Origin of the sequence: Pseudarthrobacter sp. NIBRBAC000502770 (assembly GCF_006517815.1) — a bacterium.
Taxonomy (GTDB): domain Bacteria; phylum Actinomycetota; class Actinomycetes; order Actinomycetales; family Micrococcaceae; genus Arthrobacter; species Arthrobacter niigatensis.
The window spans coordinates 2,492,410-2,518,882 of record NZ_CP041198.1; the positions used below are offsets into that span (position 1 = coordinate 2,492,410).

Below are 26,473 nucleotides of genomic sequence, written 5' to 3' on the forward strand. Positions count from 1 at the left end.
TCAGCAGTGGGGCGAACGGCCCCTCAACGCAAGGGCACGATGTCTTCCGCGCCCAGGCGGGCGGCGTCTGCGGATTCGTCGTCCGGCTGTTGCTGGCTAAGGCGTTCGGCCTCCACGCGGGCAAGGTAGTGGCGGACTTCGTTTTCACGCTGCGTGTCACTCCAGCCGAGGACGTCACCCATCAGTTTAGCGACAACGGGAGCGGCCGACACTCCGCGGTCCCAGGATTCGATGGAGATCCTGGTGCGGCGGGTGAGGACGTCCTGGACATGGCGGGCACCTTCATGGCTTGCGGCGTAGACCGCCTCTGCCTGCAAGTAATCGTCGGCGCCGGGGAGTGGCTCCGCCAGCTCCGGGTTCTGCTCAATAATGGCCAGGACCTCAGGCGTCATGGAGCCGTACCGGTTGAGCAGGTGCTCGATCCGCGCCACGTGGACACCGGATTCCTCCGCGGTGCGGTTCCGGCGGTTCCAGGCCGCCCGGAAACCGCTGGCACCCAGCAACGGGATGGTCTCGGTGCAGCTCGGCGGGACCCGCTCATCCATGGTGCGGGTGGCCTCGTCGACGGCATCTTTGGCCATGACCCGGTAAGTGGTCCATTTTCCACCGGCAACCACCACCAGCCCGGGGACGGGGTGCGCCACGACGTGTTCGCGGGAGAGCTTGGCGGTGGAGTCGTTTTCGCCGGCCAGCAGGGGCCGCAGCCCCGCGTAGACTCCTTCGACGTCTTCCCTGGTCAGGGGCCGTTTCAGCACCTGGTTGACGTGTTCCAGGACGTAGTCGATGTCCTTGCTGGAAGCGGCAGGGTGGGCCTTGTCCAGGTGCCAGTCCGTGTCGGTGGTGCCGATGATCCAGTGCCGTCCCCACGGGATGACGAACAGGACCGATTTCTCGGTGCGCAGGATCAGGCCAACCGTGGACTGGAAGCGGTCGCGGGGCACCACAAGGTGGATGCCCTTGGAGGCGCGGACCTTCAGCTGGCCGCGGTCGGTGACCATGGCCTGGGTTTCGTCGGTCCATACGCCGGTGGCATTGATGACCTGTTTGGCGCGGATGCTGAACTGGCTCCCGTCTTCGCGGTTTTCCACTTTGGCACCGACCACCCGCTCGCCTTCGCGGAGGAAGTCCACCACTTTCATCTGGTTCACGGCATGGGCGCCGTAGTAGGCAGCAGTGCGGACCAGGTTGGCGCAGTATTTGGCGTCGTCCACCTGCCCGTCGTAGTACCGGATGGACCCCACGAATGCGTCGTCCTTCAGGCTGGGCGCGGCGCGCAGGGTGCCCCGCCTGCTCAGGTGCTTGTGGAACGGGACGCCGCGGCTGTGCCCACTGGAGATGGACATGGCGTCATAGAGGGCGATGCCGGCACCAACATAGGGCCGCTCGATGAAGGGTTTGGTCAGCGGATACAGGAACGGCACCGGCCGGGCCAGGTGGGGGGCAATCTCGGAGAGGAGCAGCCCGCGTTCCTGCAGGGCCTCCTTGACCAGGGCAAAGTCCAGCATTTCCAGGTAGCGCAAGCCACCGTGGATAAGTTTTGAAGACCGGGATGACGTCCCCGCAGCCCAGTCGCTTGCCTCGACGATGCCGACGCTCAACCCCCGGGTCACGGCGTCAAGGGCGGCTCCCGTGCCGACGATGCCGCCGCCCACAATCAGGATGTCGAGTTCCTGGCCGGGTTCCGTGGTGGCGCGCAGCCGCTGGATGGATGCTTCCCTGGCTTCGGGGCCAAGGACCCCGCCGTTTGCAGGAACACTCTTCATTGAACGCCTCCAGTGCCTCTAGTGCCGGTAGTAAACCCACACTACTTGCTCGTGGCGTGCTTGGGCAGGGCGGGCCAGCGCCCGCCCTGCCGCGGAGCCTTAGTTGCCGGCGTAAGGCGACACCACGACGTCGACCCGCTGGAATTCCTTCAGGTCGGAATATCCGGTGGTGGCCATGGAGCGCCGCAGGGCGCCAATGAGGTTGGACGTGCCGTTGGTGTGGTGGCCGGGCCCAAAGAGGACCTCCTGCAGCGGGCCGACGGTGCCCACGTTGGCGCGGTCTCCGCGGGGCAGTTCGGTGTGGTGCGCTTCCTGGCCCCAGTGCCATCCCTTGCCCGGTGCTTCTTCTGCCCGGGCCAAGGCACTCCCCAGCATGACGGCGTCGGCGCCCATGGCGATTGCCTTGACGATGTCGCCCGAGGTGCCCATCCCGCCGTCGGCAATGACGTGGACGTAGCGGCCGCCGGACTCGTCCATGTAGTCGCGGCGGGCGGCTGCGACGTCGGAGATGGCGGAGGCCATGGGCGAGTGGATGCCCAGGGCGCGGCGGGTGGTGGTGGTGGCGCCGCCGCCGAAGCCGACCAGGACGCCTGCGGCGCCGGTGCGCATGAGGTGCAGCGCCGGGGTGTAGCCTGCTGCGCCGCCCACGATCACCGGGACGTCGAGTTCGTAGATGAACTGCTTGAGGTTCAGCGGCTCGTGGTCCTTGGAGACGTGCTCGGCGGACACGGTGGTGCCGCGGATGACGAAGATATCGACGCCGGCCGCCAGGACGGTCTTGTAGTGTTCCTGGGTGCGCTGCGGTGTCAGTGACCCGGCAACGGTGACGCCGGCCTCGCGGATCTCAGCCAGGCGGGAGGTGATGAGCTCCGGCTGGATGGGGGCCCGGTAAAGCTCCTGCATGCGCCCGGTCACGGCGGGGCTGTTGGTTTCGTCCTCCAGCGCCGCAATTTCGTCCAGGACCGACTGCGGATCCTCGTACCGGGTCCAGAGGCCTTCCAGGTCCAGCACGCCAAGGCCGCCCAGCTTGCCGAGGGCGATTGCGGTGGCCGGGGACATGGCCGAGTCCATCGGCGCGGCGATCACCGGCATCTCGAACTGATAGGCGTCGATCTGCCAGGAGACGGAGACGTCCTTGGGGTCGCGGGTGCGACGGTTGGGGACGATTGCAATGTCATCCAGGGAGTAGGCACGACGCCCACGCTTGCCACGGCCGATCTCGATCTCATAAGTCACTGCTCTAGGTTATCCCAGCGGCTTCGGTGAACTGGCCCGGCTGTGTCCGTCCGGGTAGCGCTGCCGGTTGGAGCGTTGCCATCGAAGGCGGACCCGTCCTGGCCTCCCATTAGAGTGGCGTGATGGGCGCACGCTGGATTTTCGACGGGCACATCGCCGGGATTGGCACTGCCTCCGGGCTGCGCACCGTCGTGGGCATCTGGCAGGACTCCCCCTTTGGTTCATTTGCCGATGTCATGGTGCAGCAGCCTTCGGGGCACCGGATGCTGCTGGCTCCCTCACCCGAAGTGGCTGGCTTCATATCGGCCACATACAGCTTTGACGAGGTACAGGTCGGGGAGGTTCACGCCTCGCTCGCCGGACAGGTGTTGACGGTCGACGCCGGCCCGCTGGCCATCCGGGCTGCCACCGGACCGCGTACCCTTCTCGGAACAGCGCTGCGGGCAGTGCCCCGGCGCCTTGCGGTCCATCCCCGGTGGCTCGCCGCGGTCAATCCGCTCGCCGCCCTCGCGGCACCCGGCGCCCGCACGTACGGCACTGCCGGCAGCGGCAGGGCTGAGTTCTACGGGGTGACTGACCTGCACCACGTGACCTCCGCCGTCGTCAGCTGGGAAGGATCCGACGCCGGGGCGCTGGCTCCCATCCGGCCCGCCGTCACGTTCGGCTTCAGCAGCGTGCCGCCGCGGCCAAGCCTTGCCCGTGTCCGAACCACAGTTGTGGAGGCATGACGGGCAGCCGCGTCAGACTTCTTCAGGTTCATCGACCGTCAGCTGCGATTCGAACATCCTGAAGTAGCGGCCGCGCAGGGCAACCAACTCCTTGTGCGTGCCCTGCTCCACCACTTCCCCGTCCTCCAGCATGTACACGACGTCCGCCTTCTCGATGGTGGCGAGCCGGTGGCTGATAGCGATGATGGTGCTGCTGCGGTCCGCAAAGAGCCGGGTGAAGATGCGGTGCTCGGCGAGGGCGTCGATGGCGGAGGTGGGCTCGTCCATCACCATGAAGGACGCGTCCCGGTAGAAGTTCCTGGCCATGGCAAGGCGCTGCCACTGGCCTCCCGAAAGGCCGCTCCCCTTCCGCCCCCGTGGATCCTCCATCCAGTTGCTGACGTGGTTGTCCAGGCCGTTGGGCAACCTGTTGATGAATTCCAGGGCCTCCGCGTCCGAGGCCGCCCTGCGGATGCGTTCATCATCCCGGGCCGAGTCGACGTCCCCGAAGTAGATGTTCTCGGCCGCCGTGGCGAACTCATACTTGAGGAACTCCTGGCTGAGCACGGCCAAGTGCCGGTGCCAGGAGGTGACGTCGACGGCGGCGAGGTCCACGCCGCCGAGCAGGACCTGGCCGGAGTCAGGCCGGTAGAGCCCGGCGAGGATGCGGATCAGCGTCGACTTCCCGGCCCCGTTCTCACCCACGATGGCGATGTGCTGGCCCCGCCGGATAGTGAGGCTGATGCCCCGGATGACTTCGATGTCGCTTCCGGTGTAGGTGAAGCGGATGTCCTTCAGCTCAATTTCCCGCGGGGCTTCCAGCAGCGGCGGGGCATGCTCAGAGTGCACGGGCATCGCCATGAACAGCTCGTAGTCCTTCAGGTTCGCGAGGTCTTCGTCAATGGAGCTGAGCGAGGACACCAGGTTATTGGCCGTGGACAATGCACGGCTGACGATCTGCTGTACGTAGAGGAACTGGCCCACCGGGGCTGCGCGGGCAATGATCTGCCCCACCACCCAAATCAAGGACACCACCTCGGCACCGTACTGCAGGGCGTCCGCAGCCAACTGCCTGGGAATGTACCGGCGCTGGTAGTCCAGCCGGCGACGCTCGTCCGCATCACGAAGGCGCGAGCGAAGGTCCATGAGGAAACTGACGATGCCGTAAAGCCGCATTTCGGCAATGTGCTGCGGCCGGAGGAGGTTGGTCTCGATCATGCGGCGCTGGCGGCGTGAATCAACCTGCGTGTTCCAGTGCGCGATCTGCTCCCTGGACAGCTTGAACTGCAGGTACACGCTGGGGACGATGGCCACCAGGACGATGACGGCGATCCACCAGCTGACCAGCAGCAGGGCGCCGATGGCCAGGATGACTGAGATCAACTGGGTGAAGATTGCTGCGATGCGGTCCAGGACGCGCGCATACGAATCCGAAAACCGTTTGGCACGGTCGTAGAGGTCCACTGTCTCCTTGTCGTCGTACCGCCAGAACTCGAGGGCAAGGAAGCGTTCGTACATCTGGTCACCGACGATGGCCCCCACCTTGAAGCTCATCAACTGCTGGATATACCGGTCGATGCTGTTGAAGGCGCCCCAGAAGAGACCCAGCGCGGCAGTGACGACGACGTAGACGATCGCAAGGCGCCCCGCCGCGGCGTCGCCCGCGTAGGCTGCCGCCAAAGCCGTGGTGGTGAGGGACGCGAAGTAGGTGGTGACCAGCGGCAGCACGGCCGAAATCAGCGAGCCAAGCACTTTCATGACCACCGCGCCCGGGGAGGCGCGGAAACTCACCCGGAGAACCTGGGCCACGGCCTTGGCATAGGGACGCAGCGCCAGCCGCTTTTGCGGGTCGCGTTTAGGGGCCAGTTCCGCCGGATGGCGCGGTTGGGACATGGAATCAGCCTAGCGCCGGACTGGACATGAAAGACGGCCGCTAGCCAGCGAGACGCAGCACGAGTGCTTCCTCCAGAATGCTTCTTTGCCCTGGCAGGCTTCCTGGTGGCCAGTGGGTTGGTTCTGAATCCTGGTGTTCCGGGTTGTAGAAGCGCCCGGTGGGTGAGGTCCAGCCCGGTGGGTCCTTGCTCGTGGCCGGGCCCGGGGTCCATTGGCTGTGATGTTTGAGCCGATGATGCTTGCGGCAGAGCTGGGCCAGGTTGCTGACGTTGGTGGTGCCACCGTCTTGCCACGCGGTGAGGTGGTCGGTTTCGTTGTCGGGGGTGCGGTTGGTGCAGCCGGGGAACGTGCATTGGGCATCGCGCAGCCTGATCCAGCGTTTGATGGCCCCCGTGAGCCGGTAGTTCTTCCTGCCGATCTCCAGGGGCGCCCCGTCCCGCGGGTCGACGAGGACCCGGTAGAACGACTCCGCCCCACCGGCGACGAGTTTCCGTGCCATCGATGCCGGGATCGGCCCCAAACCATCCAGCACTGCGGGTTCGTCAGTGAGGCCGAGGAGCGAGAACACGGGCACGGTGACCAGCACGTCGGCCCGTGGGGTGGGAATTTCAGCAAGGTCGGTGGCGGTTCCAGCCCCCAGCAACAGGGATGCGGCGATGTCGGGGCGGAGTTGCGTAAGCGTGCGGGGTTCGTTGGGGCCCTGGAGGCCGCGGGCGGTCGCGGTGGTCCGGTTCCAGATCGCGCACGCGGTATCGCCGGGAAGGTAGAGGGAGACCCAGGCCATGCCGTCCCGGTCCGGGGTGTATTCCATCCGACGGTCAGCCACCCCTTTCGCATGGCGCTTTTGGATCGATTCGGGGTGGTGGCGTTCCCGCCAGCCCCGGATCTTGGCCCGGAACCGGGACGGGACCAGTTCACCGGGCGCGGCACCCCGGGCCGGCTCGGACGTGGCGGGGTCGAAGAAGTGCGCCACCAGCCCGGCAGCCCCGACAGCGTCAAGGCCCTCGGTCTCGTCCGCGACGACGCGGGCGTGCTGCCAGGACATGGCCCCGGTGGACAGGGCCTGGAACACCGGCGGTAGGGAACAGATCCGGCGGGACTGCTCCACCAGCGCCCCGGCTGCGGCGGAGCTGATGGTGAGGACCCCTGCGATCTCCTCCACCACCGACATCTGCGCGTACGTGCGGTCCTGGACCGAGGCGTCCGGCGGGGTCATCGCCTCCTGGAACCCGGCGGCGTCGGCGGCGTCCCGTGCCTTCATCCCTGCAAGCTGCGCCTCCAGCCGGGACGTAAGCTCCAGCCGCTCCAACCGGATCTCATACCGCCGCTGCAAAACATCCACACCAGCACCGACACCGGCATCAACATCCAAACCAAATCCCAGGGAAGCGTCCTCCCGCTCCAGCGCATCCAGGGCAGCAACAGAGGCACGAACACCCTCCAACGCCACCGCAACACCACCGCCGATTCCCATACCCACATCATCCAGCGGGGGTCCGACATTCAAGGACGAGAAGGGCTCCGCGGAGGAAAAGAAGAGGAGGCAAGGTCAAAAACCTTGCCTCCTCTATTCAGTCCTGTGTCTAGCGCGAGCCGTAGTTCGGCGCCTCGACGGTCATCTGGATATCGTGCGGGTGCGATTCCTTCAGCCCGGCGGAGGTGATCCGAACGAACTTGCCCCGGACCTTCAGCTCGGGGACTGTGGGTGCACCGGTGTAGAACATGGTCTGGCGCAGGCCGCCCACCAGCTGGTACGCCACGGAGGACAGCGGACCACGGTACGCCACGCGGCCTTCGATGCCTTCAGGGATCAACTTGTCGTCACCGGAGACGTCAGCCTGGAAGTAGCGGTCCTTGGAGTAGGACGTGTTCTTGCCGCGCGACTGCATGGCGCCCAGGGAACCCATTCCACGGTAGGACTTGAACTGCTTGCCGTTGACGAAGATCAGGTCGCCAGGGGACTCGTCGCAGCCTGCCAGGAGCGAACCCAGCATCACGGTGTCGGCTCCGGCCACCAGGGCTTTGCCGATGTCGCCGGAGTACTGCAGGCCGCCGTCGGCGATCAGCGGAACGCCTGCCGGAATGGCAGCCTTGGCGGATTCGTAGATGGCCGTGATCTGGGGGACGCCGACACCGGCCACGACGCGGGTGGTGCAGATGGACCCGGGACCAACGCCCACCTTGATGCCGTCGGCACCGGCGTCGATCAGGGCCTGGGCGCCTTCGCGGGTGGCGGCCTGGCCGCCGATGATGTCCACGTGGGCGGCGACGGGGTCGGACTTCAGCCTGCGGATCATGTCCAGGACACCCTGGGAGTGGCCGTTCGCGGTGTCCACGAACAGGGCGTCGACGCCGGCGTCCACCAGGGTCATGGCGCGCTCCCAGCCGTCGCCGAAGAAGCCGATCGCGGCACCCACGCGGAGGCGGCCCTCATCGTCCTTGGTGGCAAGGGGGTACTGCTCGGCCTTGGTGAAGTCCTTGGTGGTGATCAGGCCCTTGAGCCGGCCCTGCTCGTCCACGAGCGGGAGCTTCTCGATCTTGTTGGTAGCCAGCTTGTGCGAGGCTTCCTCGCGGCTGATGCCTACATGCCCGGTGACCAGGGGCATCTTGGTCATGACGTCGCTGACCAGCCGCAGCGGGAAATCGGACTCCGGCACAAAGCGGGTATCGCGGTTGGTGACGATGCCCAGCAGCCGGTTGTCCTCATCCACCACGGGAAGGCCGGACACGCGGTAGTGGGCGCAGAGATCATCGAGCTCGCGCAGCGTTGCCTCGGGCCGGATGGTCAGCGGGTTGGTGATCATCCCGGACTCGCTCCGCTTCACCCGGTCAACCTGGTCCGCCTGGTCGGCGATGGACAGGTTGCGGTGCACCACGCCCAGGCCGCCCTGGCGGGCCATGGCGATGGCCATCCGGGATTCCGTGACCGTGTCCATGGCCGCGGAGAGCAGCGGGGTCTGGACCGTGATCCGCTTGGAAATCCGCGAGGACGTGTCGGCCTCGGACGGGATGACGTCCGTGTGCCCCGGCAGGAGCAGGACGTCGTCGTAGGTCAGGCCGATGAAGCCAAAGGGATTGTGTTCGGGCTCGGTCATGAGTGCGCCTCTTACCTTGGTTGCTGGGTCACGGGTAGGGGTTGCAGCCGATGACCAGCCCGTGATTACGGAACTGGCCTGTGCAGACGATCCTGCGGGAGCACCGCGCAAGGCGGCGTTCCGGGGGCAGAAAGTGTTGAGTAAATATTAGAACCTCGGCGCCGATCCCCCTATTCCACGCCGACAATGTGAGCAACCCCACCCGCGGCCCGGCAGCCCGGATGGCTCAGCTCCAGCCGGTGGCAGCCAGCAGCCGCTGTTCGAACATGGGAATCATGGACTCGACATAGGTCCTGGTGAGGTGGTTGTCATCCTTGTAGACGTACACGTTCCCCACCACGGCCGGGCAGACGCCCCGTGCGCAGATGAAGTCGCTCATGTCCATCAGGTGAAGCCCCGGAAGCTTGCCGCGGTAGTTTTCCAGCGGCGACGGCTCCACCAGGGACTCGGCCAACGGCGGGTTGCAAGCCGGTGCGCCAGCCCCGTTCCGTTGGGCGCACTGCGGCATATTGAAGGTGAAGCGCGGGTTGTCCCGAATGCCCACGATCTCGATTCCCGCATCCGCGAACGGCTTCACACCATCGAGGTATCCCGGAACCTCAGTTTCGAACGGGGCGTCCTCGTGGGTCAGCGACGCCACGGTGAACACGGCGTCCGGCCGGTGTTCCAGGACGTAGGCGGAGCTGGCGCGGTTGTAGGCGTTGCATTCGGCGTTCCTGGCGTCCGATTCGGCTCCGAAGCGGCAGGCAGGCATCAGCAGCGTTACCAGTTCCCAGCCACGGGCCGCTGCCACCGGCGCCAGGGCGGCGAGGTACTGCTGGGCGTGGGAGTCGCCCAGGACCACGATGCGCCGGGTGGCCGGTTCCTCCGGAAGCTCCTGCCGGCAGCCCTCCAGGATGGGGTCGGCCGTGGCGTTGGCACCGGTGCAGGGCGAGTCGATGCCGGCCCAATCGTTGTCCAGGGCCGTGGGCCCGGGGATGGTGCGGGCTCTCGGCGCGGGCGAGTCTTCGTTCTCCGGGGTGAGCGCCAGCGCCCCGGGCGTGAGCTCCCTCGGTTGTGCCGCCGTCGCACTTTCCTCAGCGGTGAGTGATGTCTGCCAGACCGCGACGGGCCCGGCCAGGACAGCGCCACAGGCAACAACGACGACGGCGGTCCGCCACGTTCGGAGCTTGGGCCAGTGCCAGTCCCGCAACGGCTTTTCCACGAAGCGCGTGGTCAGGACGGCGAGGACGATGGCGGCTCCAACGATGCCGAGGCCCTGCATGAGGTTCGGCGCTTCGACGCCGGTGGCTGCGAGCGCCAGCACCAGGACGGGCCAGTGCCACAGATAAAGGGCATAGGAGTTGTCGCCCAGGGCCACGGCGGCCCGGCTGCTGAGCAGGCGGTCAACGCCGAAAGGGCTGCCGGTCTGCCCGGCGACGATGATCGCGGCGGCCGCAAGCGTAGGCCACAGTGCCACGTACCCCGGGAAGGACCGGTCAACGGTCAGCACCAGTCCGCAGGAAATCATCGCGGCCAGTCCGGCCCAGCCCAGGGCAATGCGCACCATGCGTCCGGGCCGCAGGTACGGCAGCGCCAGCGCCAGCAGGGAGCCCAGTGCAAACTCCCAGAGCCGGGCACGGGTGTCGAAGTAGGCGTAGGCCTGGTTGGTGGCTGTCTGGCCAACGGAGTAGGCCAGTGACACCGCGAAGACTGCACCGAAAACCACGGCCAGCAGGCCGCGGTACGTCAGCCCTTGCAGGCGGGATACCCTGCGCAGCCCGGCCAGAACGGCTGCCGCGGCGGCAAAGACCAGCGGCCACAGGATGAAGACCTGCCCTTGGATGGACAGGGACCAGAAGTGCTGCAGCGGGCTGGCACCGGCGTGGTCCTGCGCGTAATAGTCCACAGATAAGTCCGCCAGGAGCCAGTTCTGGCTGTACAGCAGGGACGCCCAGGCCTGGTCCAGTACCTGCGGCCAGCGGCCCTGCGGCAGGATCAGCCAGGTGCCGGCGAGCACGCCGAGGATCACCACGACGGCGGCTGGCAGCAGCCGCTTTAACAGGTGCAGCCAGTGCGCCGGCAGCTTGAAGGGTTTGCCTGACTGGGCTTTCCGGACGAACGACAACGTGAGCAGGAAGGCCGAGATGAGCAGGAAGACATCGACTCCGCCGGACACCCGGCCCAGCCACACGTGGTAGGCCACCACCATCAGGACAGCCAGCGCCCGGAGCCCCTGGACCTCCGGACGGAAAGTGGGCTTCCGCGGGCGTTCAGCGGGGCCGGATCCGGGTGCCTTCGGGGCTTCCGTTACGGACACTAGAACCCCTCACAACAGCCGCCAGCCAAAGCATCAAGCCTAGCCAACGCGCTGTCCAACAGCCAATCACGCCGCCGGTTCAGACTATGCTGGGCCCAGTCGTGGAAGGGAGCGGGCGTGGTTGTCCAGCTGCGGATTTGTGTGCCCGGGGAGCTGTCCGACGTGACCGTGCAGACCTGCCGCGACCAGCGTGGAACGGCAGAGGTCACTGTGGTCCGGGGTGCCTCCGTGGTGCCAGAGGGCGATGTCATTGAAGTCCTGGTCGCCCGGGAATCAGTGGAGGAACTTCTGGAGAAGCTCAGCATCCTGAAGGTCCGCGATGTTGGGTCCATTTCCATGTCCACACCCGAATTCGTGCTGTCCCGGAACGCCGACCAGGCTGAGCGCGCCGCCCCGGGTGAGGGCGCAGACGCCGTGATCTGGGAGGACGTCACCCGGCAGACCGGCGAGGACTCCCGTTTGACCTGGAACTTCCTTGCCTTCCTGGTCCTGGCAACCCAACTCGCCGGAATCGGTATTGTGACCGACTCCCCCATTGCCATTGTGGGCGCCATGGCAGTGGGTCCTGAGTTCGGGCCACTGGCCGCCCTCGCGGTTTCGATCGCCACCCGAAAGTGGAGGCTTGGCCGCCGTGCCGCAGTAGCCCTGGCCGTGGGCTTCCCGGTTGCGATGCTGCTGGCCGCACTGACGGCGTGGCTGTCGATCCCGCTGGGCCTCTTTCCGCGCGATGCCCTGGACAAAGGCTCGGCAGTGGAGTTCATCTACCACCCCGGCCCGTATTCGTTGATCGTTGCCATCCTGGCCGGAATCGCCGGGATGCTGTCCATCATCGGCCGCCGCTCGGCCGCCCTGATCGGTGTCTTCATCTCCGTGACCACCGTGCCGGCGGCCGGATACGTGGCGGTAGCTTTGGTACTGGGCGAATACCCGAAGGCTGCAGGCTCCGCGCTCCAACTGCTGCTCAACCTTGTAGGCATCGTGGTGGCCGCCGTTGCCGTCCTGCTCTTCTACCGCATGATCTCCAAGCGCCTGCCGGATGGTGAGGCCCGGACCCTACTGCGCCAGGGCAGCAGAAGCCGCAACTGACGGACAACGGTTCCTTTCGACTACGGGCGCAGCAGGGAGCGGAGGGTCTGGATGGTGTCCGCTTCGGCCGGGGCCTTGTCCTCCCGGTAGCGCTTGACCCGGGCAAACCTCAAGGCGATCCCGCCCGGGTAGCGCGGCGACTGCTGCACGCCGTCAATGGCTATTTCGACGACGGTCTTCGGCTCAACCCATACGGTGCCGGCGGTGCGCCGCACCTCAGTTTCCTGGAACCTGGCCGTCTGCCAGCGCAGCAGTTCATCGGTAAGGCCCTTGAACGTCTTGCCCACCATCACGTAGCCGCCGGGTTCGCCGAAGTCGCCGCCGGGATCCAATGCCCCGAGGTGCAGGTTGGACAGCATCCCTGTCCGGCGTCCCGAGCCCCATTCGCAGGCAAGCACCACCAGGTCGTAGGTATGCACCGGCTTTACTTTCACCCAATTGGATCCGCGCCGGCCGGCGGCGTAGACCGAGTCGATCGCCTTCACCACCACGCCCTCATGGCCCGCGGCCAGCGCATCCTGCGAAACGCGCTCGGCGACGGCGGGGTCGGCGGTGACCTCCCCCGGGATCCGGTGTGCAGGGGCCACGCGGTTGAGGATGTCGATGCGGGTGGCCAGCGGTTCATCCAGCAGGTCACGGCCGTCGATGTGCAGCACGTCGAAGAACCAGGGGTGCAGCAGCGTCTCCCGGACTGCGCCTGCGCCAAAGCGGGACATGGTTTCCTGGAAGGGCCGCGGGGCGCCCTCTTCATCCAGGGCGAGGGTTTCGCCATCGAGGATAATGTCCTGTACCGGCAACCCGCGGACCAGGTCCACCACCTCGGGCAGGCGGTGCGTTACATCGGCAAGGTTGCGGGTGAAGATGCGCACGTCGCTGCCGGACCGGTGCACCTGGATGCGGGCGCCGTCGAGCTTATATTCCACCGAAGCCTCCCCGGTGGCTTCAAGGGCCGCGCCCGCGCTGCCGGCGCTGGCCGCGAGCATGGGCTGCACCGGCCGGCCCACCACCAGGCCGACGGTGTCAAGTTCCGCGGGGGTGCCCGTCAGTGCAAGAAGCGCCGTACCGCCGAGGTCGCCGGAGAGCATGGCCGCACGCCGCACTGCGTCGACGGGCCGGTCCGAGGCGCGTGCGACGGCGTCCGTCAGCACTCCTTCCAGGGCGCCGGTGCGCAGTTCCCCAAGCAGGACGCCGGCGATGAACGACTGCTCGGGTTCGGTGGCGGCAGCCATGAGCATCCGGAGGATGGCGGCCCGTTCCGCACCCGACCCGCTGCCCGCTGTTGCCAGGAGCCGGTCCAGCGCGGCATCGAAATCCGACACGGTGAGGCGTGGCTCCGCTGCCGGTTCCGCCTTGGCCGCAGCCACGGCGCTCCAGCCAACCCCAACCCGGCCCTGGCGGGGCTTGGCACTGAGCAAGCCCACCGCCGTCGGAATCTCCGCCGGTTCCAGCCGGCGCAGCAGGTGGGCCAGGGCGTCCACCTTTGCCAGCCGGGACCGGGTTGATGCGACGGCTTTAGTGGTTTCCACGAGCTCAAGGAGCAGCATGGCACCATCCTGCCACGGGCACTGCACCGGCACCCTGGATCGGAGTACTGGACAGCGTGCAGGCGCGGGTCCACAATGTGCGCGTGGGGATCATCGTGGCAAACCTGTTCATCACCCTCGACGGCGTGTACCAGGCGCCGGGCGGCCGTGAAGAAGACCCTGAAGGCGAATTCGCGTTCGGCGGCTGGCAGGCGCCGGTGTCCGACGACGAGGCCGGCGCCTCGATAGCGGACGAGATCAGCCGGATGGATGCCCTCCTCCTCGGCCGGAAGACCTACGACATCTTTGCGTCCTACTGGCCCCACCAGTCCGGTGACATAGCCGATGCCCTCAACCGGGTCCCCAAGTTCGTTGTCTCCGGCACAATGGCGGACCCGGACTGGGCCGGCACCACTGTCCTGCCGGATGCCGCGGCCGCGGGCGGCCTACGGGACGGGTTTGGGCAGATCCATATGTTCGGCAGCGGGGTACTGATCCGGTCCCTCATGGCGGCCAATGTGCTGGACCGGCTCCATTTCTGGCTGTATCCGGTGGTCCTGGGCCAGGGAAAGCGCCTGTTCGGCACTGGAACGGTGCCCTCCACCTTCACGCTGGCCGAGCCGGCCCGCAGCTTCCCGAAAGGGGCGGTCTCGCTGGTGTACGAACGCGGAGGAGAAGTGCAGACGTCCGAGATGGCCGCAACCTAACCTCGCTTCGCTCGGCCAGGGACCCTGGCGGCGTGGGCCCAGCAACCTAGCCTGGCATCCTGTGAAGGGCATGAAAAAGGCTGGCCCGGCAGATGCCGGACCAGCCTTTTCAGCGGAAAGCCGCTAAGGTGCAGCCCTAGTGGCTGTGGCCTGCGTGCTCGTCCTCTTCGGCCGGCTTCTCCACGACCAGGGTCTCGGTGGTGAGAACCAGGGCGGCGATGGAGGCCGCGTTGCGGAGGGCTGCACGGGTGACCTTGACGGGGTCGATGACGCCCGCGGCGATCAGGTCCTCGTACTCGCCGGACTTGGCGTTGAAGCCGTTGTTGGTCTCCAGGTCGGCAACCTTGGAGGTGACAACGTAGCCATCGAAGCCGGCGTTCTGGGCAATCCAGCGCAGCGGCTGCACCAGTGCGCGGCGGACGATGCCGACAGCTGCGGCGGCGTCGCCTTCGAGGGCCTTCACGGAAGCGTCCTCGTCCAGTGCCTTGAGGGCGTGGATGAGGGCGGTACCGCCACCGGCCACGATGCCTTCTTCGAGGGCAGCGCGGGTGGAGGACACGGCGTCCTCGATGCGGTGCTTCTTTTCCTTCAGCTCAACCTCGGTGGCAGCGCCAACCTTGATGACGCCGATGCCGCCGGCCAGCTTGGCCAGGCGTTCCTGGAGCTTCTCGCGGTCCCAGTCGGAGTCGGTGCGGGTCAGCTCGGCGCGCAGCTGGGCGACGCGTGCAGCCACGTCCTCGGCCGAACCGGCGCCGTCCACGATGGTGGTGTTGTCCTTGGTGACGGTGATGCGGCGGGCAGTACCCAGCACCTCCAGGCCTACGGAGTCCAGGCTCAGGCCCAGTTCCGGGGAGACAACCTGTGCACCGGTGAGGGTGGCGATGTCCTGCAGCATGGCCTTGCGGCGGTCGCCGAAGCCGGGAGCCTTGACGGCCACGACGTTCAGGGTGCCGCGGATGCGGTTGACGATCAGCGTGGACAGGGCCTCGCCCTCAACGTCCTCGGCGATGATGAACAGCGGCTTGGAGCTCTGCAGGGCCTTTTCGAGCAGCGGCAGGAATTCCTGGATCGAGGAGATCTTGCCCTGGTTGATCAGGATGAGTGCGTCCTCGAGGACTGCTTCCTGGCGCTCCGCGTCGGTGACGAAGTACGGGGACAGGTAGCCCTTGTCGAACTGCATGCCCTCGGTGAGGACCAGTTCGGTCTGGGTGGTGGAGGACTCTTCGATGGTGATGACGCCATCCTTGCCCACCTTGCCAAAGGCCTCGGCGAGGAGCTCACCGATCTCGTCGCTCTGCGCCGAGATGGCGGCAACGTTAGCCACCTGGGTGCCCTCGACCGGGCGGGCGTTTTCGAGCAGGCGGGCAGCCACGGCCTCAACCGCAACCTCGATGCCGCGCTTGATCTGGCCGGGGGCAGCGCCGGCTGCAACGTTGCGCAGGCCTTCCTTGACCAGCGCCTGGGCCAGGACCGTGGCGGTGGTGGTGCCGTCGCCGGCAACATCGTTGGTCTTGGTGGCTACTTCCTTGGCCAGCTGGGCGCCAAGGTTCTCGTAGGGATCGTCCAGTTCCACTTCGCGGGCGATGGTGACGCCGTCGTTCGTGATGGTGGGGGCGCCCCACTTCTTGTCCAGGACGACGTTGCGGCCGCGGGGGCCGAGCGTCACCTTGACGGTGTTCGCGAGCTTATCGATGCCGGCCTCAAGGGACCTGCGGGCAGCGTCGTTAAACGCAAGCTGCTTTGCCATGGTTTTGTCCTTTCAAAGACAGAAACCCCGCACTGCCGGCCAGCATGAGCATGGCCGGCAGCACGGGGATCCGAAGATTTACTTGACGACGATTGCCAGGACGTCGCGGGCGGACAGCACGAGGTACTCGGTGCCGCCAGTCTTGACTTCAGTTCCGCCGTACTTGGAGTAGATGACGACGTCGCCAACTGCTACGTCAACGGGAACGCGGTTGCCATCTTCGAAGCGGCCGGGGCCAACTGCAACAACTTCGCCTTCCTGCGGCTTCTCCTGTGCGGAGTCCGGGATGACCAGGCCGGAAGCCGTGGTCTGCTCGGCTTCGAGCGGGCGGACAACAATACGATCCTCAAGAGGCTTAATAGAGACCGACACTCGGACCTCTCCTTTTCGTCAGCAAATTCGTGGACTGGAAAGCTTTCCGCCGTAGCTGGCAAACCGTCGTCGCGGTGCCGGCAGCAGCCTGGCTGGCAGCTCTTCATGTGTTAGCACCCTCCTAGGGAGAGTGCTAATGAAGACTCTATGTAAGGGTTAGCACTCGGTCAAGGTGAGTGCCAACGTTTCGTCATGGGCGTACACCCTCTGGCGCCCGACGGCGGTGGGCCGCCGGGGATGGTAGGCACCCCATCCCGGCAGCCCGGGTGGTCGGTGCCCCGCGTCGTCACCGGCCCAGGTCGTCGAAGTCCACGTCCTCGCCGCCCTCGGCATCGCCGTCGTCCTGGTTCCGTCCCCTGTACAGCACCCAGCCGGACACTGCCGCGGCGAGGAGCGCAGCAACGAGGAAGAAGATGCTCCCGGCCCGCGCGCCGTCGTACAGCCCTCGGATGTCCCTGGCCTCCTGGGTGTTGTCCTGGACGTTTTTGCCGCCCACCGAATAAACGGTCGCGTTGAAGGTGTCCAACAGGAAGATGATCACCATCAATGCGATGCAGACCACGGCCACCACGGCGGCGGCAATCAGGACGGGACGGGCGAACCTGGCCGGCCCGTGGTCCCCCGGTTCGTGGTCATCGGGCTCGCGGGGGGCTGCGCTCTCATCCATGGATTCAACAGTATCCGCATCCCGCGCATGCACTCCTCCACTAGGCTGGAACCCATGGCTCACGCTCCCCAGGACCAGATGGCACAGGACCAAATCGCACCGTTGCTGACCCCGGAGGGCTGGGAGTTGCTGGCGTCCCTGGGCCCATACCGCGATGAGGACTCGTTCGAGCTCAACGCTGCACTCCGGAAGGCAGGTCACCCTGCAGGACTCGTCTCGGCCGTCCTGACGCAATCGCGGCTGCGCACCAGGGCGGATTCCAAATTCGGCGAATTCGCCCGGCAGATGCTTTTCACGCAGGCTGGGTTGGAACAGGCCACGCGCCTGAGTGTCGCCGCCCACCACGCCCGGCGGTTCGCGGCCGCCGGGATCAGCCACGTGGCGGACCTTGGCTGCGGCCTGGGCGCGGACTCCCTGGCCCTGGCCTCCCTGGACCTCAACGTCACTGCCGTCGAAATGGACGAAACCACCGCGGCCTGCGCCACCGTGAACCTCATCCCCTTCCCCAACGCCACGGTGGTGCATGCCGACGCCTCGTCCGTCCCCCTGGACGGGATGGACGGCGTCTGGCTGGACCCGGCCCGGCGGGTCACCTCCAGCTCCGGCACCAAGCGGATCTGGGACCCTGAGGCATTCTCGCCGCCGTTGTCCTTCGTGGAGTCACTGGCTGCCCAGGGCAAGGCCGTGGGCGTGAAGATGGGCCCGGGCATGCCGCACGAGTCCGTGCCTGCGGGCTGCGAGGCGCAGTGGGTGTCGGTGGCCGGCGACGTCACGGAGGTGACCCTGTGGTTCAACGGCGTTCGCCGGCCCGGAGTCCGCCGCGCCGCGTTGGTCCTGGGGCCGCAGGCACCTGCGGAGTTGACCAGTGCCGAGGACTTCGGCGCGGGCCCTGCCGCGCCGGTGGGCCCCGTGGAGGGGTACCTGTATGAACCGGACGGCGCCGTGATCCGTGCCGGGCTGGTGGCGGACGTGGCGCTGCAGCTCGGCGGCCACCTGGTGGATGAACACATCGCCTACATCTGCGCGCCCAGGCTCCTGGCCACCCCGTTCGCCCGTGCCTACAAGGTCCTGGAGGTCATGCCGTACAACGTCAAGGCGCTCAAGGCCTGGGTAAAGCAGGAGGGCATCACCGTGCTGGACATCAAGAAGCGCGGCACGGCGGTCACTCCGGAAGAGCTGCGGAAGCAGCTGCTGCCCGGCGGAAAGAACGCGAAGAAGGGCGGTAGGACGGCCACCCTGGTCCTGACGCGCATCGGCGAGGACCGGGTGGCCATCGTGGTGGAGCCCGCCTGACGCACGCCTTACTGGGCGCGCATGAAGTCCTCGGCCGCCCGCACTTGGTCCGGCGTGGGACGCACGCCCGTGTACAGGACGAACTGCTCCAGCGCCTGGATGGTGGCCACCTCGGCCCCCGTGATCACTGGTTTGCCGGCCACACGGGCGGCGCGGATCAGCGGTGTTTCGGCGGGCAGCGCCACCACGTCGAACACCAGGCGGGCCGCGTCGATGGCTTGGGCAGGGAAAGCCATTGTGTCAGCTTCCGCGCCGCCCGCCATGCCGATCGGGGTGACGTTGATGATCAGGTCAGCCGTCCCGCCGTCGAGCGCTGCACGCCACTGGAAGCCATACTGGTCCGCCAGCGCACGCCCGGCGGCCTCGTTCCGGGCGATGACGGTGACGTCCCGGAATCCTGCGTCCCGGAGGGCTGCAACGGTGGCCTTGGCCATGCCGCCGGCGCCCTGCACCAGCACCGAATAGTCGGTAGGGACTTCATTGGTGGCGAGGAGCTGTTCGATGGCGGTGTAGTCCGTGTTGTACGCCTTGAGATGCCCGTCCGTGTTCACGATGGTATTTACGGAGTCGATGGCCTTGGCGGAGGGGTCCATCTCGTCCACCAGCGCGATGACGTCTTCCTTGTAGGGCATGGAGATGGCACAGCCACGGATGCCCAGCCCGCGGACACCCGCGATGGCCTGTTCGAGGTTGGTGGGCGCGAACGCCTTGTAGATCCAGTTCAGGTCCAGCTGCCCGTAAAGGTGGTTGTGGAACCGGGTCCCGTTGTTGCTGGGACGGGCCGAGAGCGAGATGCAGAGGGTCATGTCTTTATTCAGAATGGGCACCAGACCATTAAAGCGTTCCTGCGGGCATGCGCGGCCAGGGGCTCAGGGGCAGCCGGTTCCGGCCGGGAAGGGCCCGACGGCGGCGGGCAGCTTTCCCGGGGCCGGGGCCTTCCCTGCCAGTACGGCGGCCAAGGCGTCGAAGGCGGCATCGGTTCGTCCGTACAGTGCCAGCTTCACCGGGGCGCTGGACCCCTGGAGTAGCCAGGGGGCGTCGAGGGACACGGCGATGTCCCCGCCCGCCGGTTTGCCGCCGAATCCGATGAGGTTGACCACCGGCCCTGATCCCACGGCAATCCCGGCGCGCGCGGCGGCGGCTTCAAAACGTTCCCGGTCCCCCGGTCCCCCGCCGGCCACCCGCACGGAGCCGGGAACCAAGGGTCCGCTGCAGGGGCCGGAGACAACCGTGACGGCCGACGCCGAGACCTGGGCCGACAGCGCAGCCCCGCTTCCTGCCGGAGCACCCGCGCCCGGGGTACCGGCAGGCGGCGTGGTGCGGGCATGCCAGATCATCATGGTGGCCACGCGCTGCGCTGCCTCATCCAGGCGTGCGGCGGGAAGGGTCCCGGCGGCCAGGGCCTGGACGATGGCGGCGTGCGCCTGCTCCACGTCCGCAGGCATCAGCAGCAGGTCGGCGCCGGCGGCCAGTGCTTTCACTGCAGCGGCGCCGGCCGGGTACTGGTTCTCGACGGCGCCCATGTTGAGGGCATCGGTCACGGCCACGCCCTTGAAGCCCAAACCCCTGAGCGCCGCGTAGCTCGGTGCGGAGAGCGACGACGGCACACCAGGTTCCAGCGCAGGCACGGCGATGTGCCCGGTCATGACGATGGGCAGGCCCGCAGCGACGGCAGCCTCGAAGGGTTTCCAGTCCCGGCCCCGCAGCACGTCGAGGCCTGCCGGCTGGACGGGGAGGCTGAGGTGGGAATCCGCCGTTACCGAGCCGTGCCCGGGAAAGTGCTTGACGGTGGGGAGCACCCCTGCGTCCAGCATGCCCTGGGAGAAGGCCGTTCCCTGGGCTGCCGCCGCAGCAGGGTCAGAGGACATGGAACGGGCACCGATGGTGGGGTCCGAGGGGCCGACCGTCACGTCCGTGTCCGGCGCGAAGTCGAGGTCGAAGCCCAACGGCACCAGCTCGCCGGCCAGGGCTTTGCCCGCCTGGCGGGTCAGTGCCTGGTTGCCGGCCGCGCCGTAGCTCATGGGCGTGGGCCATTCGGTGAGGGGCTGCCCCAGGCGTGCCACCGCTCCGCCTTCCTGGTCTACGCTCATGATCCCCGGCCAACGCCGGCCGTCTGCCGCAACAGCCTGCTGCAACCGCTGGTTCACGGCACCCATTCCGGGCACGTCCACCTGGCCCCGTGGGTCGCGGGGCACGTTGTCCCCCATGATGATGGACCCTGCCAGGTGGAGGCGCTGGATGAGCGCCGCCTGCGCCTCCACCTGGTTGCCCTTGAAGAACGGGAGCAGGACCTGCCCGGCTTTCTGCTCGGGCGACATGGCCGCGACGGCCGCCGCCGCGGCGTCCTGGTCCCGCTGCTCCGGCCCCCACCCCAAGGGCCGGGAACCCGGATCAGGTGACGGGGAAGCCAAAGGGGGCGCCGGCGTCGTACTTGCTGATGCGGACGGGGACACCCCGGTGGGCGGCGCGGACGACGACGGCGGGGCGGCGCCCGGGGAGGCCGAGCAGGATGCCAGCGCCAGTGCGGAAAGGGCGACGAGGAGGGGGACGGATTTGGCAGGACTATGACGCGGGGGGAACGGTGCCATCAGTACGATGCTACCCCTGCACTAGACTTGAACCACCCGTTCCCCTGCCGGCAGCAGCCTGTGAGCGGCTTCAGCCAGCGGCAAACCGGACAGTAAGGAAACGTGTGAAGATCGACTTCGCGTCATCGAGGCAGTCAACCCTCGGTGTTGAGTGGGAGCTTGCCCTGGTGGACGGAAAGACGGGCGAGCTCGCTTCCGTGGCCAACCAGGTGCTCCGCGGCGTGGCTTCCCGCCACCCCGAGCTCAACGAAGACGACGAACATCCGCACATCAAGCAGGAACTGCTGCTCAACACGGTGGAACTGGTCACCGGGATCTGCGAAACGGCCGCCGAGGCCAAGGAGGACCTCAACAGGTCCGTCGCTGCGGTGCGTGAAATCACCGATCCCATGGGCGTGGAGCTGTTTTGCGCCGGCAGCCACCCGTTCAGCCCCCCGCAGCTGCAGCCCGTGACGGACAAGGAGCGCTACGCCAAGCTCATCGACCGGACCCAGTGGTGGGGCCGGCAGATGGTCATCTATGGCGTCCACGTCCACGTGGGCCTGGACCGCCGGGACAAAGCCCTTCCGGTCCTGGACGGCCTGGTCAACTACTTCCCGCACTTCCAGGCGCTCTCCGCATCCAGCCCGTTCTGGGGCGGTGAGGACACCGGATACGCCTCGCAGCGTGCTTTGATGTTCCAGCAGCTTCCCACCGCGGGCCTACCCTTCCAGTTCACGTCCTGGGCGGAGTACGAGTCCTATGTCCAGGACATGTTCACCACGGGCGTCATCGACACCATCTCGGAGATCCGGTGGGACATCCGGCCGGTGCCCGCCCTGGGCACCATCGAGATGCGGATCTGCGACGGCCTGGCCACCCTGGAGGAAGTGGGGGCCATTGCGGCGCTCACTCAGTGCCTGGTGGATGAGTTCTCCACCACCCTGGACAACGGCGGCACCATCCCCACCATGCCGCCGTGGCACGTCCAGGAAAACAAGTGGCGGGCTGCCCGGTACGGCCTGGACGCCATCATCATCCTTGACGCCGCGGGCAAGGAGCAGCTGGTCACCGACCACCTGCTGGAGACCCTGAACCGGCTTGAACCGGTCGCGGCCAAGCTGCGCTGCTCCGACGAACTGGCCGACGTCGAGAAGATCATCAGCCGCGGCGCCGGGTACCAGCGCCAGCGCCGGGTGGCTGCCGAGAACGGCGGGAACCTGCAGGCCGTGGTGCTGGACCTGGTCAAGCAGATGCGCAACGGCCCCACCGCCTGACATGCTCCTGCCGAAGTGGGGCACTTCGACACGGACACGCCGGCCGCCATCGTGATGTACGACGGCGGAGCCCGCCAAAGTGCCCCGCGACGGTTCGCTTTCGCCCGTCCCTGTGCCGTCAGGCCGGCAGCGAGACCGAGGTGACGGGCATCGAGGAGTCCGGGGCGAAGCCGATGCCGCTTGGGTCGGCGCCGGCCATCACCAGCTGCGCGCCGAGGGCGGCTACCATGGCGCCGTTGTCCGTGCACAGGTCCAGCGGCGGGACGTGCAGGCGGATACCGGCGGAGGCGCAGCGTTGCCCGGTCAGCTCCCGCAGGCGGGAGTTTGCCGCTACGCCGCCGCCCAGCAGGACATCCTTGATGCCGTGCTCCCGGCAAGCCAGAACCGCTTTGGAGGAGATCACGTCCACCACGGCTTCCTGGAACGCCGCGGCAATGTCGGCCACGGGAATCTCTTCGCCGCGGGCCTCGAACTGCTCTACGCACCGTGCCACGGCCGTCTTGAGTCCGCTGAAGGACCAGTCGTACCGGTGCGGGCCGGGTTCATCGGCCGTGCCCATATATTTCGGCTGGCTGAGGCCCCGGGGGAAGCGGATCGCCTTGGGATTGCCGGTGCGGGCCACCTTGTCGATGGCCGGTCCCCCGGGGTAGCCCAGGCCCAGGATGCGCGCCACCTTGTCGTAGGCCTCGCCTGCGGCGTCGTCGATGGTGGAGCCCAGGAGCTGCACGTCGCTGGTGATGCTGTTGATCCGCAGGATTTCGGTGTGGCCGCCGGAAACCAGCAGGGCTCCGAGGTTCTCCGGCAGCTCCTGCCTGCGGCCGGTGGCACGGTCGTCCAGGAGTCCGACGCCAACGTGCGCCACCAGGTGGTTGATGGCGAACAGGGGTTTTCCGGTGGCCACGGCGAGCGCCTTGGCGGCGCACACGCCCACCATCAGCGCGCCGGCAAGCCCAGGTCCGGAGGTTACGGCGATGGCATCCACCTCGTCCAGGGTCACGCCGGCGTCGGCCAGGGCCTGTTCGAGGGTGGGAACGAAAGCATCGAGGTGGGCCCGGGAGGCGATCTCGGGGATGACTCCGCCGAAACGGACGTGCTCGTCCATGGAGGAAGAGACCGTATTCGTCAGGAGGGTGGTGCCACGCACGATGCCCACGCCGGTTTCGTCGCAGGACGATTCGATGCCCAGCACCAGGGGCTGCGTACGGTTCATGCCTGGCCTGCTTCCGTTGCTTCGTGTCCGTCAGTTTCAGGCGCGGCCAGCTGGAGCCGCATGATGAGGGCGTCCACGCCGTCGCGGTAATACCGGGGGCGGATGTGGATCTGTTCGAAGCCGAACCGCACGTAGAGCTGTTGTGCCCGAGGGTTGTCGGCCCGGACCTCAAGAAGGACGTCAGCGGCGCCGCGGTGCCGGGCCTCGTCGATCAGCTGCGTGAGGAGCGTGCTGCCGATGCCGCGCCCCTCGTGCTCGGGGACGACGGCGATGGTCTGGACGTCAGCGATGGGCTCGATGCACATCAGCCCGGCGTAGCCCACGATGCCACCCGTGGTCTCCGCCACCAGGTAGCGCCGGGTCTCCGGCTGGGAGAGTTCGTCCAGGAACATCTGGACTGGCCACGCGTCAATGGGGAAGAGCTTGTGTTCCAGTGCGCCGACGGCGGGAATATCGTCCAGCGTCATGTCGCGGACGGTGACGTCAGCCGCGCGTGGGTCCGGGGTGGTGCTCACAATGCCCGCTTCCGTGGTCCGGGCACCTGGGCATCGGATTCGCGCAGGTACAGGGGGGTGGAGTCCAGCAGGGTGTGTCCCGACGCCAGCCGGGCCAGGGCGAACTGGCCGAGATAGAGGGCATCCGGCTGCTCCGCGGCGAAATCCGGATGGGCCCGGAGCACATCGGCGTAGAGTCCCGCGCCGGCGCCGAAAGCAGGCAGGTCCGGGAGGTCAGACGCGAACCCGACGTGGGGGCCGTCCTCCAACACGGGCAGCTGTCCGTCAGCCAAGCTGTACCGGGCCCAGTAGACCTCTTTGCGGCGGGCGTCGGTCACCACCAGGAACTCGGCGACGGCGGCGGTGGACTCGGCAACTTCCAGGGCCATCGCGTCCAGGCTCACCAGTCCGTGCAGCGGCTTTCCCCACACATAGGCCAAGGTGCGGGCGGTGGCGATGCCGGAGCGAAGGCCGGTGAACGGACCAGGACCAACCCCCACTGCCAGGGCGTCCACATCCTGCCCGGTCACGCCCGCGGACGCCAGCATGGCGTGGATTCCGGGGGCAAGCACCTCGGCATGGCTGCGGGTGTCCTCCGTGGCAAAGCTGGCCAGCACGCTTTCGGGGGCATCGTCGGTGACCAGCGCTGCGCTGGCCACGGCCGACGTGTCAATGGCGAGGATCAGCATGCCGCTCCCCCGTCCGGTCCGGCCAGTGCGGGGAAGTCCGCCCAGCGGGGACCGTAGCCACGCACGACGATGGTCCGGGGCTCGTCGGTGTCTTCGGCGTCGAAGTCCAGGCTTCCTGGGGTGGCCGCCGGGGTGGCCCCGAGCCCGATGGCACGGTGCAGGTCGATCTCGAGCCGGCTGTCGCTCAGGTGCTCCACGCGCTCATGTCCCCACTCGACCACCGTCACCGATGAATCCATGGTGTTTTCGAGGTCGATGTCGTCAATCTCCGCCGCCGACCCAAGGCGGTAGGCGTCCACGTGCACCAGGTCCGGGCCGCCCGGGCGGGGGCCGTCCGGGAGGTTGGGGTGGATCCGGACCAGGACGAACGTCGGCGAGATGATGCCCGGGCGGACGCCCAGGCCTTCGCCCAGACCTTGGGTGAAGGTGGTTTTCCCGGCACCCAGCTCGCCGGACAGCACCAGCAGGTCCCCGGCCTGCAGCACCTCCGCCAAACGGGCGCCGAACGCGTGGGTCTGTTCCGCCGTCGTCGCCGTGAAGGTCTTTTCCCAGTTGGCGGTCAGTTCGTCCGGCGCGCTCATGCCGCTCCGGCCTTGCCGGGCGCGCCGGCCATGGCCTGGCCGCTGCCAGCGGATTCGTCCTCGTTGATGAAGCGGCGGGGTACGCGCGGACTGATCCTGGTCACCACCTCGTAGTTGATGGTCCCGGCGGCGCGCGCCCATTCGTCAACGGTGGGTCCGCCGTCGGCACCGTTCCCGAACAGCTCCGCTTCCGCGCCCTGCAACGCCGCCCCGGATGCCTCGGCACCGAGGTCGATGACCATCTGGTCCATGGCGATCCGCCCCACCACGGGATAGGTCTTCCCGGCCACCCGGACTGGGCCGCCGGTGGCCACGCGCGGGACGCCGTCGGCATAGCCCAGCGGGATCAGTGCCAGGGTGCTCGCTTCCCGGGTGCGGTAGTGGAGGCCGTAGGAGACGCCCTGTCCCGCGGGCACCTCCTTGCACTGCGACACCAGTGTGCGCAGCGTCATGGCGGGCCGGAGGCCGAGCTCGGCCGAGGTCGTCCCGTCGAACGGTGAAAGCCCGTAAATGCCCAGGCCCACGCGGACCATGTCGAAGTGGGTGTCCGGGCGGGAAAGGGTGGCGGGGGTGTTGGCCAGGTGCCGGACCTCAGGGTCCACGCCCGCGTCCTCGGCAATGGCAAGGGCCTCCCGGAATGCGGCCACTTGCTCATCGGTTTCGGGCCGCTCCGGCTCATCAGCCACGGCGAGGTGGGAGAAGATGCCCACCACGCGCAGCAGTCCCTGGTCCTGGTACTCCACAGCCTCCCCCACCAGGCGGTCCCAGGCTTCTGGCGTGGCGCCGTTGCGGCCAAGCCCCGTGTCCACCTTCAGGTGGATCCGTGCGGGGCGTTCCTGCTCACGGGCCGCAGCCACGATGCGTTCCAGCTCCCACCCGGAGCAGCCAATGTCGACGCCGGCAGCCACGGCGGCGCCAAAGTTGCTGTCGGCGGTATGCAGCCAGGCGAGCAGGGGCGCATCGATGCCGGCGGCGCGGAGCGCGAGGGCCTCGGAAATGTGCGCCACGCCCAGCCAGGACGCGCCTGCCTGCAGGGTTGCACGGGCCACCGGGACCGCGCCGTGCCCGTACGCATCGGCCTTGACCACGGCCATGACTTTCGCGGGGGAAGCGGCGGCGGCAAGCCGGCGGACGTTGTGCCGGATGGCCTCCAGGTCGATCACGGCGGACCGCTCATGGTGGGGGTCCGGCCCGGAGGCAGCGCTGAATTCACCGGTTCTTGCGGGGTAGGTCACCTGACTGATTCTAGTGCGGGCACTTCGCGCCG

The 26,473-nt window shown here is 67.5% G+C and carries 22 protein-coding genes; 5 read left to right on the forward strand and 17 right to left on the reverse strand.

The window, feature by feature from the left end; genetic code table 11:
• Positions 1–23 precede the first annotated feature (23 nt).
• Both NIBR502770_RS11960 and NIBR502770_RS11965 read right to left on the reverse strand, forming a co-directional pair.
• Positions 24–1,763 carry a glycerol-3-phosphate dehydrogenase/oxidase gene (locus NIBR502770_RS11960; protein WP_141182076.1) on the reverse strand — a complete coding sequence of 580 codons (1,740 nt, stop codon included), beginning with the start codon at positions 1,761–1,763 and terminating at the stop codon, positions 24–26.
• Between the two features lie 99 nt (positions 1,764–1,862).
• On the reverse strand, positions 1,863–2,999 hold the full coding sequence (locus NIBR502770_RS11965; RefSeq protein WP_141182077.1) for a GuaB3 family IMP dehydrogenase-related protein: 1,137 nt from the start codon (positions 2,997–2,999) through the stop codon (positions 1,863–1,865).
• Between the two features lie 122 nt (positions 3,000–3,121).
• On the opposite strand from NIBR502770_RS11965, the gene NIBR502770_RS11970 reads away from it, so the two are divergent.
• Positions 3,122–3,727, forward strand: a complete 606-nt coding sequence (locus tag NIBR502770_RS11970) for a hypothetical protein (protein WP_141159837.1) — start codon at positions 3,122–3,124, stop codon at positions 3,725–3,727.
• A gap of 12 nt (positions 3,728–3,739) precedes the next feature.
• On the opposite strand, the gene NIBR502770_RS11975 is transcribed toward NIBR502770_RS11970, so the two are convergent.
• From NIBR502770_RS11975 to NIBR502770_RS11990, 4 genes are all read right to left on the reverse strand, one after another.
• Positions 3,740–5,599 (reverse strand): ABC transporter ATP-binding protein, encoded by a 1,860-nt coding sequence (locus NIBR502770_RS11975; protein ID WP_141182078.1) that lies wholly within the window; start codon positions 5,597–5,599, stop codon positions 3,740–3,742.
• A gap of 40 nt (positions 5,600–5,639) precedes the next feature.
• Complete coding sequence (locus tag NIBR502770_RS11980) at positions 5,640–7,073, reverse strand: HNH endonuclease signature motif containing protein (protein ID WP_246857257.1); 1,434 nt, start codon at positions 7,071–7,073, stop codon at positions 5,640–5,642.
• A 109-nt stretch (positions 7,074–7,182) separates the two neighbouring features.
• On the reverse strand, positions 7,183–8,694 hold the full coding sequence (guaB, locus tag NIBR502770_RS11985; RefSeq protein WP_141159834.1) for an IMP dehydrogenase: 1,512 nt from the start codon (positions 8,692–8,694) through the stop codon (positions 7,183–7,185).
• 226 nt (positions 8,695–8,920) lie between these two features.
• Positions 8,921–10,993 (reverse strand): acyltransferase family protein, encoded by a 2,073-nt coding sequence (locus tag NIBR502770_RS11990; protein ID WP_141182079.1) that lies wholly within the window; start codon positions 10,991–10,993, stop codon positions 8,921–8,923.
• 117 nt (positions 10,994–11,110) lie between these two features.
• Here NIBR502770_RS11990 and NIBR502770_RS11995 point away from each other — a divergent pair, with 117 nt between their 5' ends.
• On the forward strand, positions 11,111–12,079 hold the full coding sequence (locus NIBR502770_RS11995) for a DUF389 domain-containing protein (protein WP_141182080.1): 969 nt from the start codon (positions 11,111–11,113) through the stop codon (positions 12,077–12,079).
• Positions 12,080–12,099: 20 nt separating this feature from the next.
• Here NIBR502770_RS11995 and NIBR502770_RS12000 read toward each other — a convergent pair whose 3' ends face one another.
• Positions 12,100–13,623, reverse strand: coding sequence for an ATP-dependent DNA ligase (locus NIBR502770_RS12000; RefSeq protein ID WP_141182081.1), 1,524 nt, complete (start codon positions 13,621–13,623; stop codon positions 12,100–12,102).
• Positions 13,624–13,706: 83 nt separating this feature from the next.
• Here NIBR502770_RS12000 and NIBR502770_RS12005 point away from each other — a divergent pair, with 83 nt between their 5' ends.
• The gene (locus NIBR502770_RS12005) at positions 13,707–14,309 is read left to right on the forward strand and encodes a dihydrofolate reductase family protein (protein WP_141182082.1); all 603 of its coding nucleotides are present in this window, start codon (positions 13,707–13,709) and stop codon (positions 14,307–14,309) included.
• A gap of 136 nt (positions 14,310–14,445) precedes the next feature.
• On the opposite strand, the gene groL is transcribed toward NIBR502770_RS12005, so the two are convergent.
• The 3 genes from groL to NIBR502770_RS12020 form a co-directional block, all read right to left on the reverse strand.
• Positions 14,446–16,056 carry a chaperonin GroEL gene (gene groL, locus NIBR502770_RS12010; protein ID WP_141159829.1) on the reverse strand — a complete coding sequence of 537 codons (1,611 nt, stop codon included), beginning with the start codon at positions 16,054–16,056 and terminating at the stop codon, positions 14,446–14,448.
• 78 nt (positions 16,057–16,134) lie between these two features.
• Positions 16,135–16,428 (reverse strand): co-chaperone GroES, encoded by a 294-nt coding sequence (gene groES / locus NIBR502770_RS12015; RefSeq protein WP_003805290.1) that lies wholly within the window; start codon positions 16,426–16,428, stop codon positions 16,135–16,137.
• Positions 16,429–16,714: 286 nt separating this feature from the next.
• Entirely contained in the window at positions 16,715–17,095 is a 381-nt protein-coding gene (locus NIBR502770_RS12020; RefSeq protein WP_141182083.1) for a hypothetical protein, read from the reverse strand.
• 54 nt (positions 17,096–17,149) lie between these two features.
• Here NIBR502770_RS12020 and NIBR502770_RS12025 point away from each other — a divergent pair, with 54 nt between their 5' ends.
• Entirely contained in the window at positions 17,150–18,388 is a 1,239-nt protein-coding gene (locus tag NIBR502770_RS12025; protein ID WP_141182084.1) for a class I SAM-dependent methyltransferase, read from the forward strand.
• An 8-nt stretch (positions 18,389–18,396) separates the two neighbouring features.
• Here NIBR502770_RS12025 and NIBR502770_RS12030 read toward each other — a convergent pair whose 3' ends face one another.
• Together NIBR502770_RS12030 and NIBR502770_RS12035 are read right to left on the reverse strand one after the other, a co-directional pair.
• Positions 18,397–19,215 carry a shikimate 5-dehydrogenase gene (locus NIBR502770_RS12030; protein ID WP_256371914.1) on the reverse strand — a complete coding sequence of 273 codons (819 nt, stop codon included), beginning with the start codon at positions 19,213–19,215 and terminating at the stop codon, positions 18,397–18,399.
• A 42-nt stretch (positions 19,216–19,257) separates the two neighbouring features.
• A complete protein-coding gene (locus NIBR502770_RS12035) occupies positions 19,258–20,706 on the reverse strand; it encodes a glycoside hydrolase family 3 N-terminal domain-containing protein (RefSeq protein ID WP_141182085.1) in 1,449 nt (482 codons plus the stop codon).
• A 374-nt stretch (positions 20,707–21,080) separates the two neighbouring features.
• Here NIBR502770_RS12035 and NIBR502770_RS12045 point away from each other — a divergent pair, with 374 nt between their 5' ends.
• Positions 21,081–22,232: a glutamate--cysteine ligase gene (locus NIBR502770_RS12045; protein WP_141159825.1), complete on the forward strand. Its 1,152-nt coding sequence runs from the start codon at positions 21,081–21,083 to the stop codon at positions 22,230–22,232.
• 118 nt (positions 22,233–22,350) lie between these two features.
• Here NIBR502770_RS12045 and tsaD read toward each other — a convergent pair whose 3' ends face one another.
• From tsaD to alr, 5 genes are read right to left on the reverse strand one after another with little or no spacing between them, the layout of a single operon-like run.
• A complete protein-coding gene (gene tsaD, locus NIBR502770_RS12050; RefSeq protein WP_141159824.1) occupies positions 22,351–23,442 on the reverse strand; it encodes a tRNA (adenosine(37)-N6)-threonylcarbamoyltransferase complex transferase subunit TsaD in 1,092 nt (363 codons plus the stop codon).
• A complete protein-coding gene (gene rimI, locus NIBR502770_RS12055; RefSeq protein WP_141183409.1) occupies positions 23,439–23,909 on the reverse strand; it encodes a ribosomal protein S18-alanine N-acetyltransferase in 471 nt (156 codons plus the stop codon). Before rimI ends, tsaD begins: the two co-directional genes overlap by 4 nt.
• 44 nt (positions 23,910–23,953) lie before the next feature.
• A complete protein-coding gene (gene tsaB / locus NIBR502770_RS12060) occupies positions 23,954–24,625 on the reverse strand; it encodes a tRNA (adenosine(37)-N6)-threonylcarbamoyltransferase complex dimerization subunit type 1 TsaB (RefSeq protein WP_141182087.1) in 672 nt (223 codons plus the stop codon).
• Positions 24,619–25,206, reverse strand: coding sequence for a tRNA (adenosine(37)-N6)-threonylcarbamoyltransferase complex ATPase subunit type 1 TsaE (gene tsaE / locus NIBR502770_RS12065; protein WP_141182088.1), 588 nt, complete (start codon positions 25,204–25,206; stop codon positions 24,619–24,621). Before tsaE ends, tsaB begins: the two co-directional genes overlap by 7 nt.
• A complete protein-coding gene (gene alr / locus NIBR502770_RS12070) occupies positions 25,203–26,441 on the reverse strand; it encodes an alanine racemase (RefSeq protein ID WP_141182089.1) in 1,239 nt (412 codons plus the stop codon). The genes tsaE and alr overlap by 4 nt, the downstream gene beginning before the upstream one ends.
• Between the last annotated feature and the right edge of the window lie 32 nt (positions 26,442–26,473).

Bases quoted from the DNA above. Each gene is read 5' to 3' on its own strand.
- guaB (WP_141159834.1), bottom strand. From the start codon at position 8,694: ATGACCGAGCCCGAACACAATCCCTTTGGCTTCATCGGCCTGACCTAC.
- NIBR502770_RS11960 (WP_141182076.1), bottom strand. From the start codon at position 1,763: ATGAAGAGTGTTCCTGCAAACGGCGGGGTCCTTGGCCCCGAAGCCAGG.
- NIBR502770_RS12020 (WP_141182083.1), bottom strand. From the start codon at position 17,095: ATGGATGAGAGCGCAGCCCCCCGCGAGCCCGATGACCACGAACCGGGG.
- NIBR502770_RS12035 (WP_141182085.1), bottom strand. From the start codon at position 20,706: ATGTCGCCCGAGCAGAAAGCCGGGCAGGTCCTGCTCCCGTTCTTCAAG.
- tsaD (WP_141159824.1), bottom strand. From the start codon at position 23,442: ATGAACCGTACGCAGCCCCTGGTGCTGGGCATCGAATCGTCCTGCGAC.
- tsaB (WP_141182087.1), bottom strand. From the start codon at position 24,625: ATGCTGATCCTCGCCATTGACACGTCGGCCGTGGCCAGCGCAGCGCTG.
- NIBR502770_RS11980 (WP_246857257.1), bottom strand. From the start codon at position 7,073: ATGGGAATCGGCGGTGGTGTTGCGGTGGCGTTGGAGGGTGTTCGTGCC.
- NIBR502770_RS11970 (WP_141159837.1), top strand. From the start codon at position 3,122: ATGGGCGCACGCTGGATTTTCGACGGGCACATCGCCGGGATTGGCACT.
- NIBR502770_RS11975 (WP_141182078.1), bottom strand. From the start codon at position 5,599: ATGTCCCAACCGCGCCATCCGGCGGAACTGGCCCCTAAACGCGACCCG.
- groL (WP_141159829.1), bottom strand. From the start codon at position 16,056: ATGGCAAAGCAGCTTGCGTTTAACGACGCTGCCCGCAGGTCCCTTGAG.
- rimI (WP_141183409.1), bottom strand. From the start codon at position 23,909: ATGACGCTGGACGATATTCCCGCCGTCGGCGCACTGGAACACAAGCTC.
- NIBR502770_RS12000 (WP_141182081.1), bottom strand. From the start codon at position 13,623: ATGCTGCTCCTTGAGCTCGTGGAAACCACTAAAGCCGTCGCATCAACC.
- NIBR502770_RS12025 (WP_141182084.1), top strand. From the start codon at position 17,150: ATGGCTCACGCTCCCCAGGACCAGATGGCACAGGACCAAATCGCACCG.
- tsaE (WP_141182088.1), bottom strand. From the start codon at position 25,206: ATGAGCGCGCCGGACGAACTGACCGCCAACTGGGAAAAGACCTTCACG.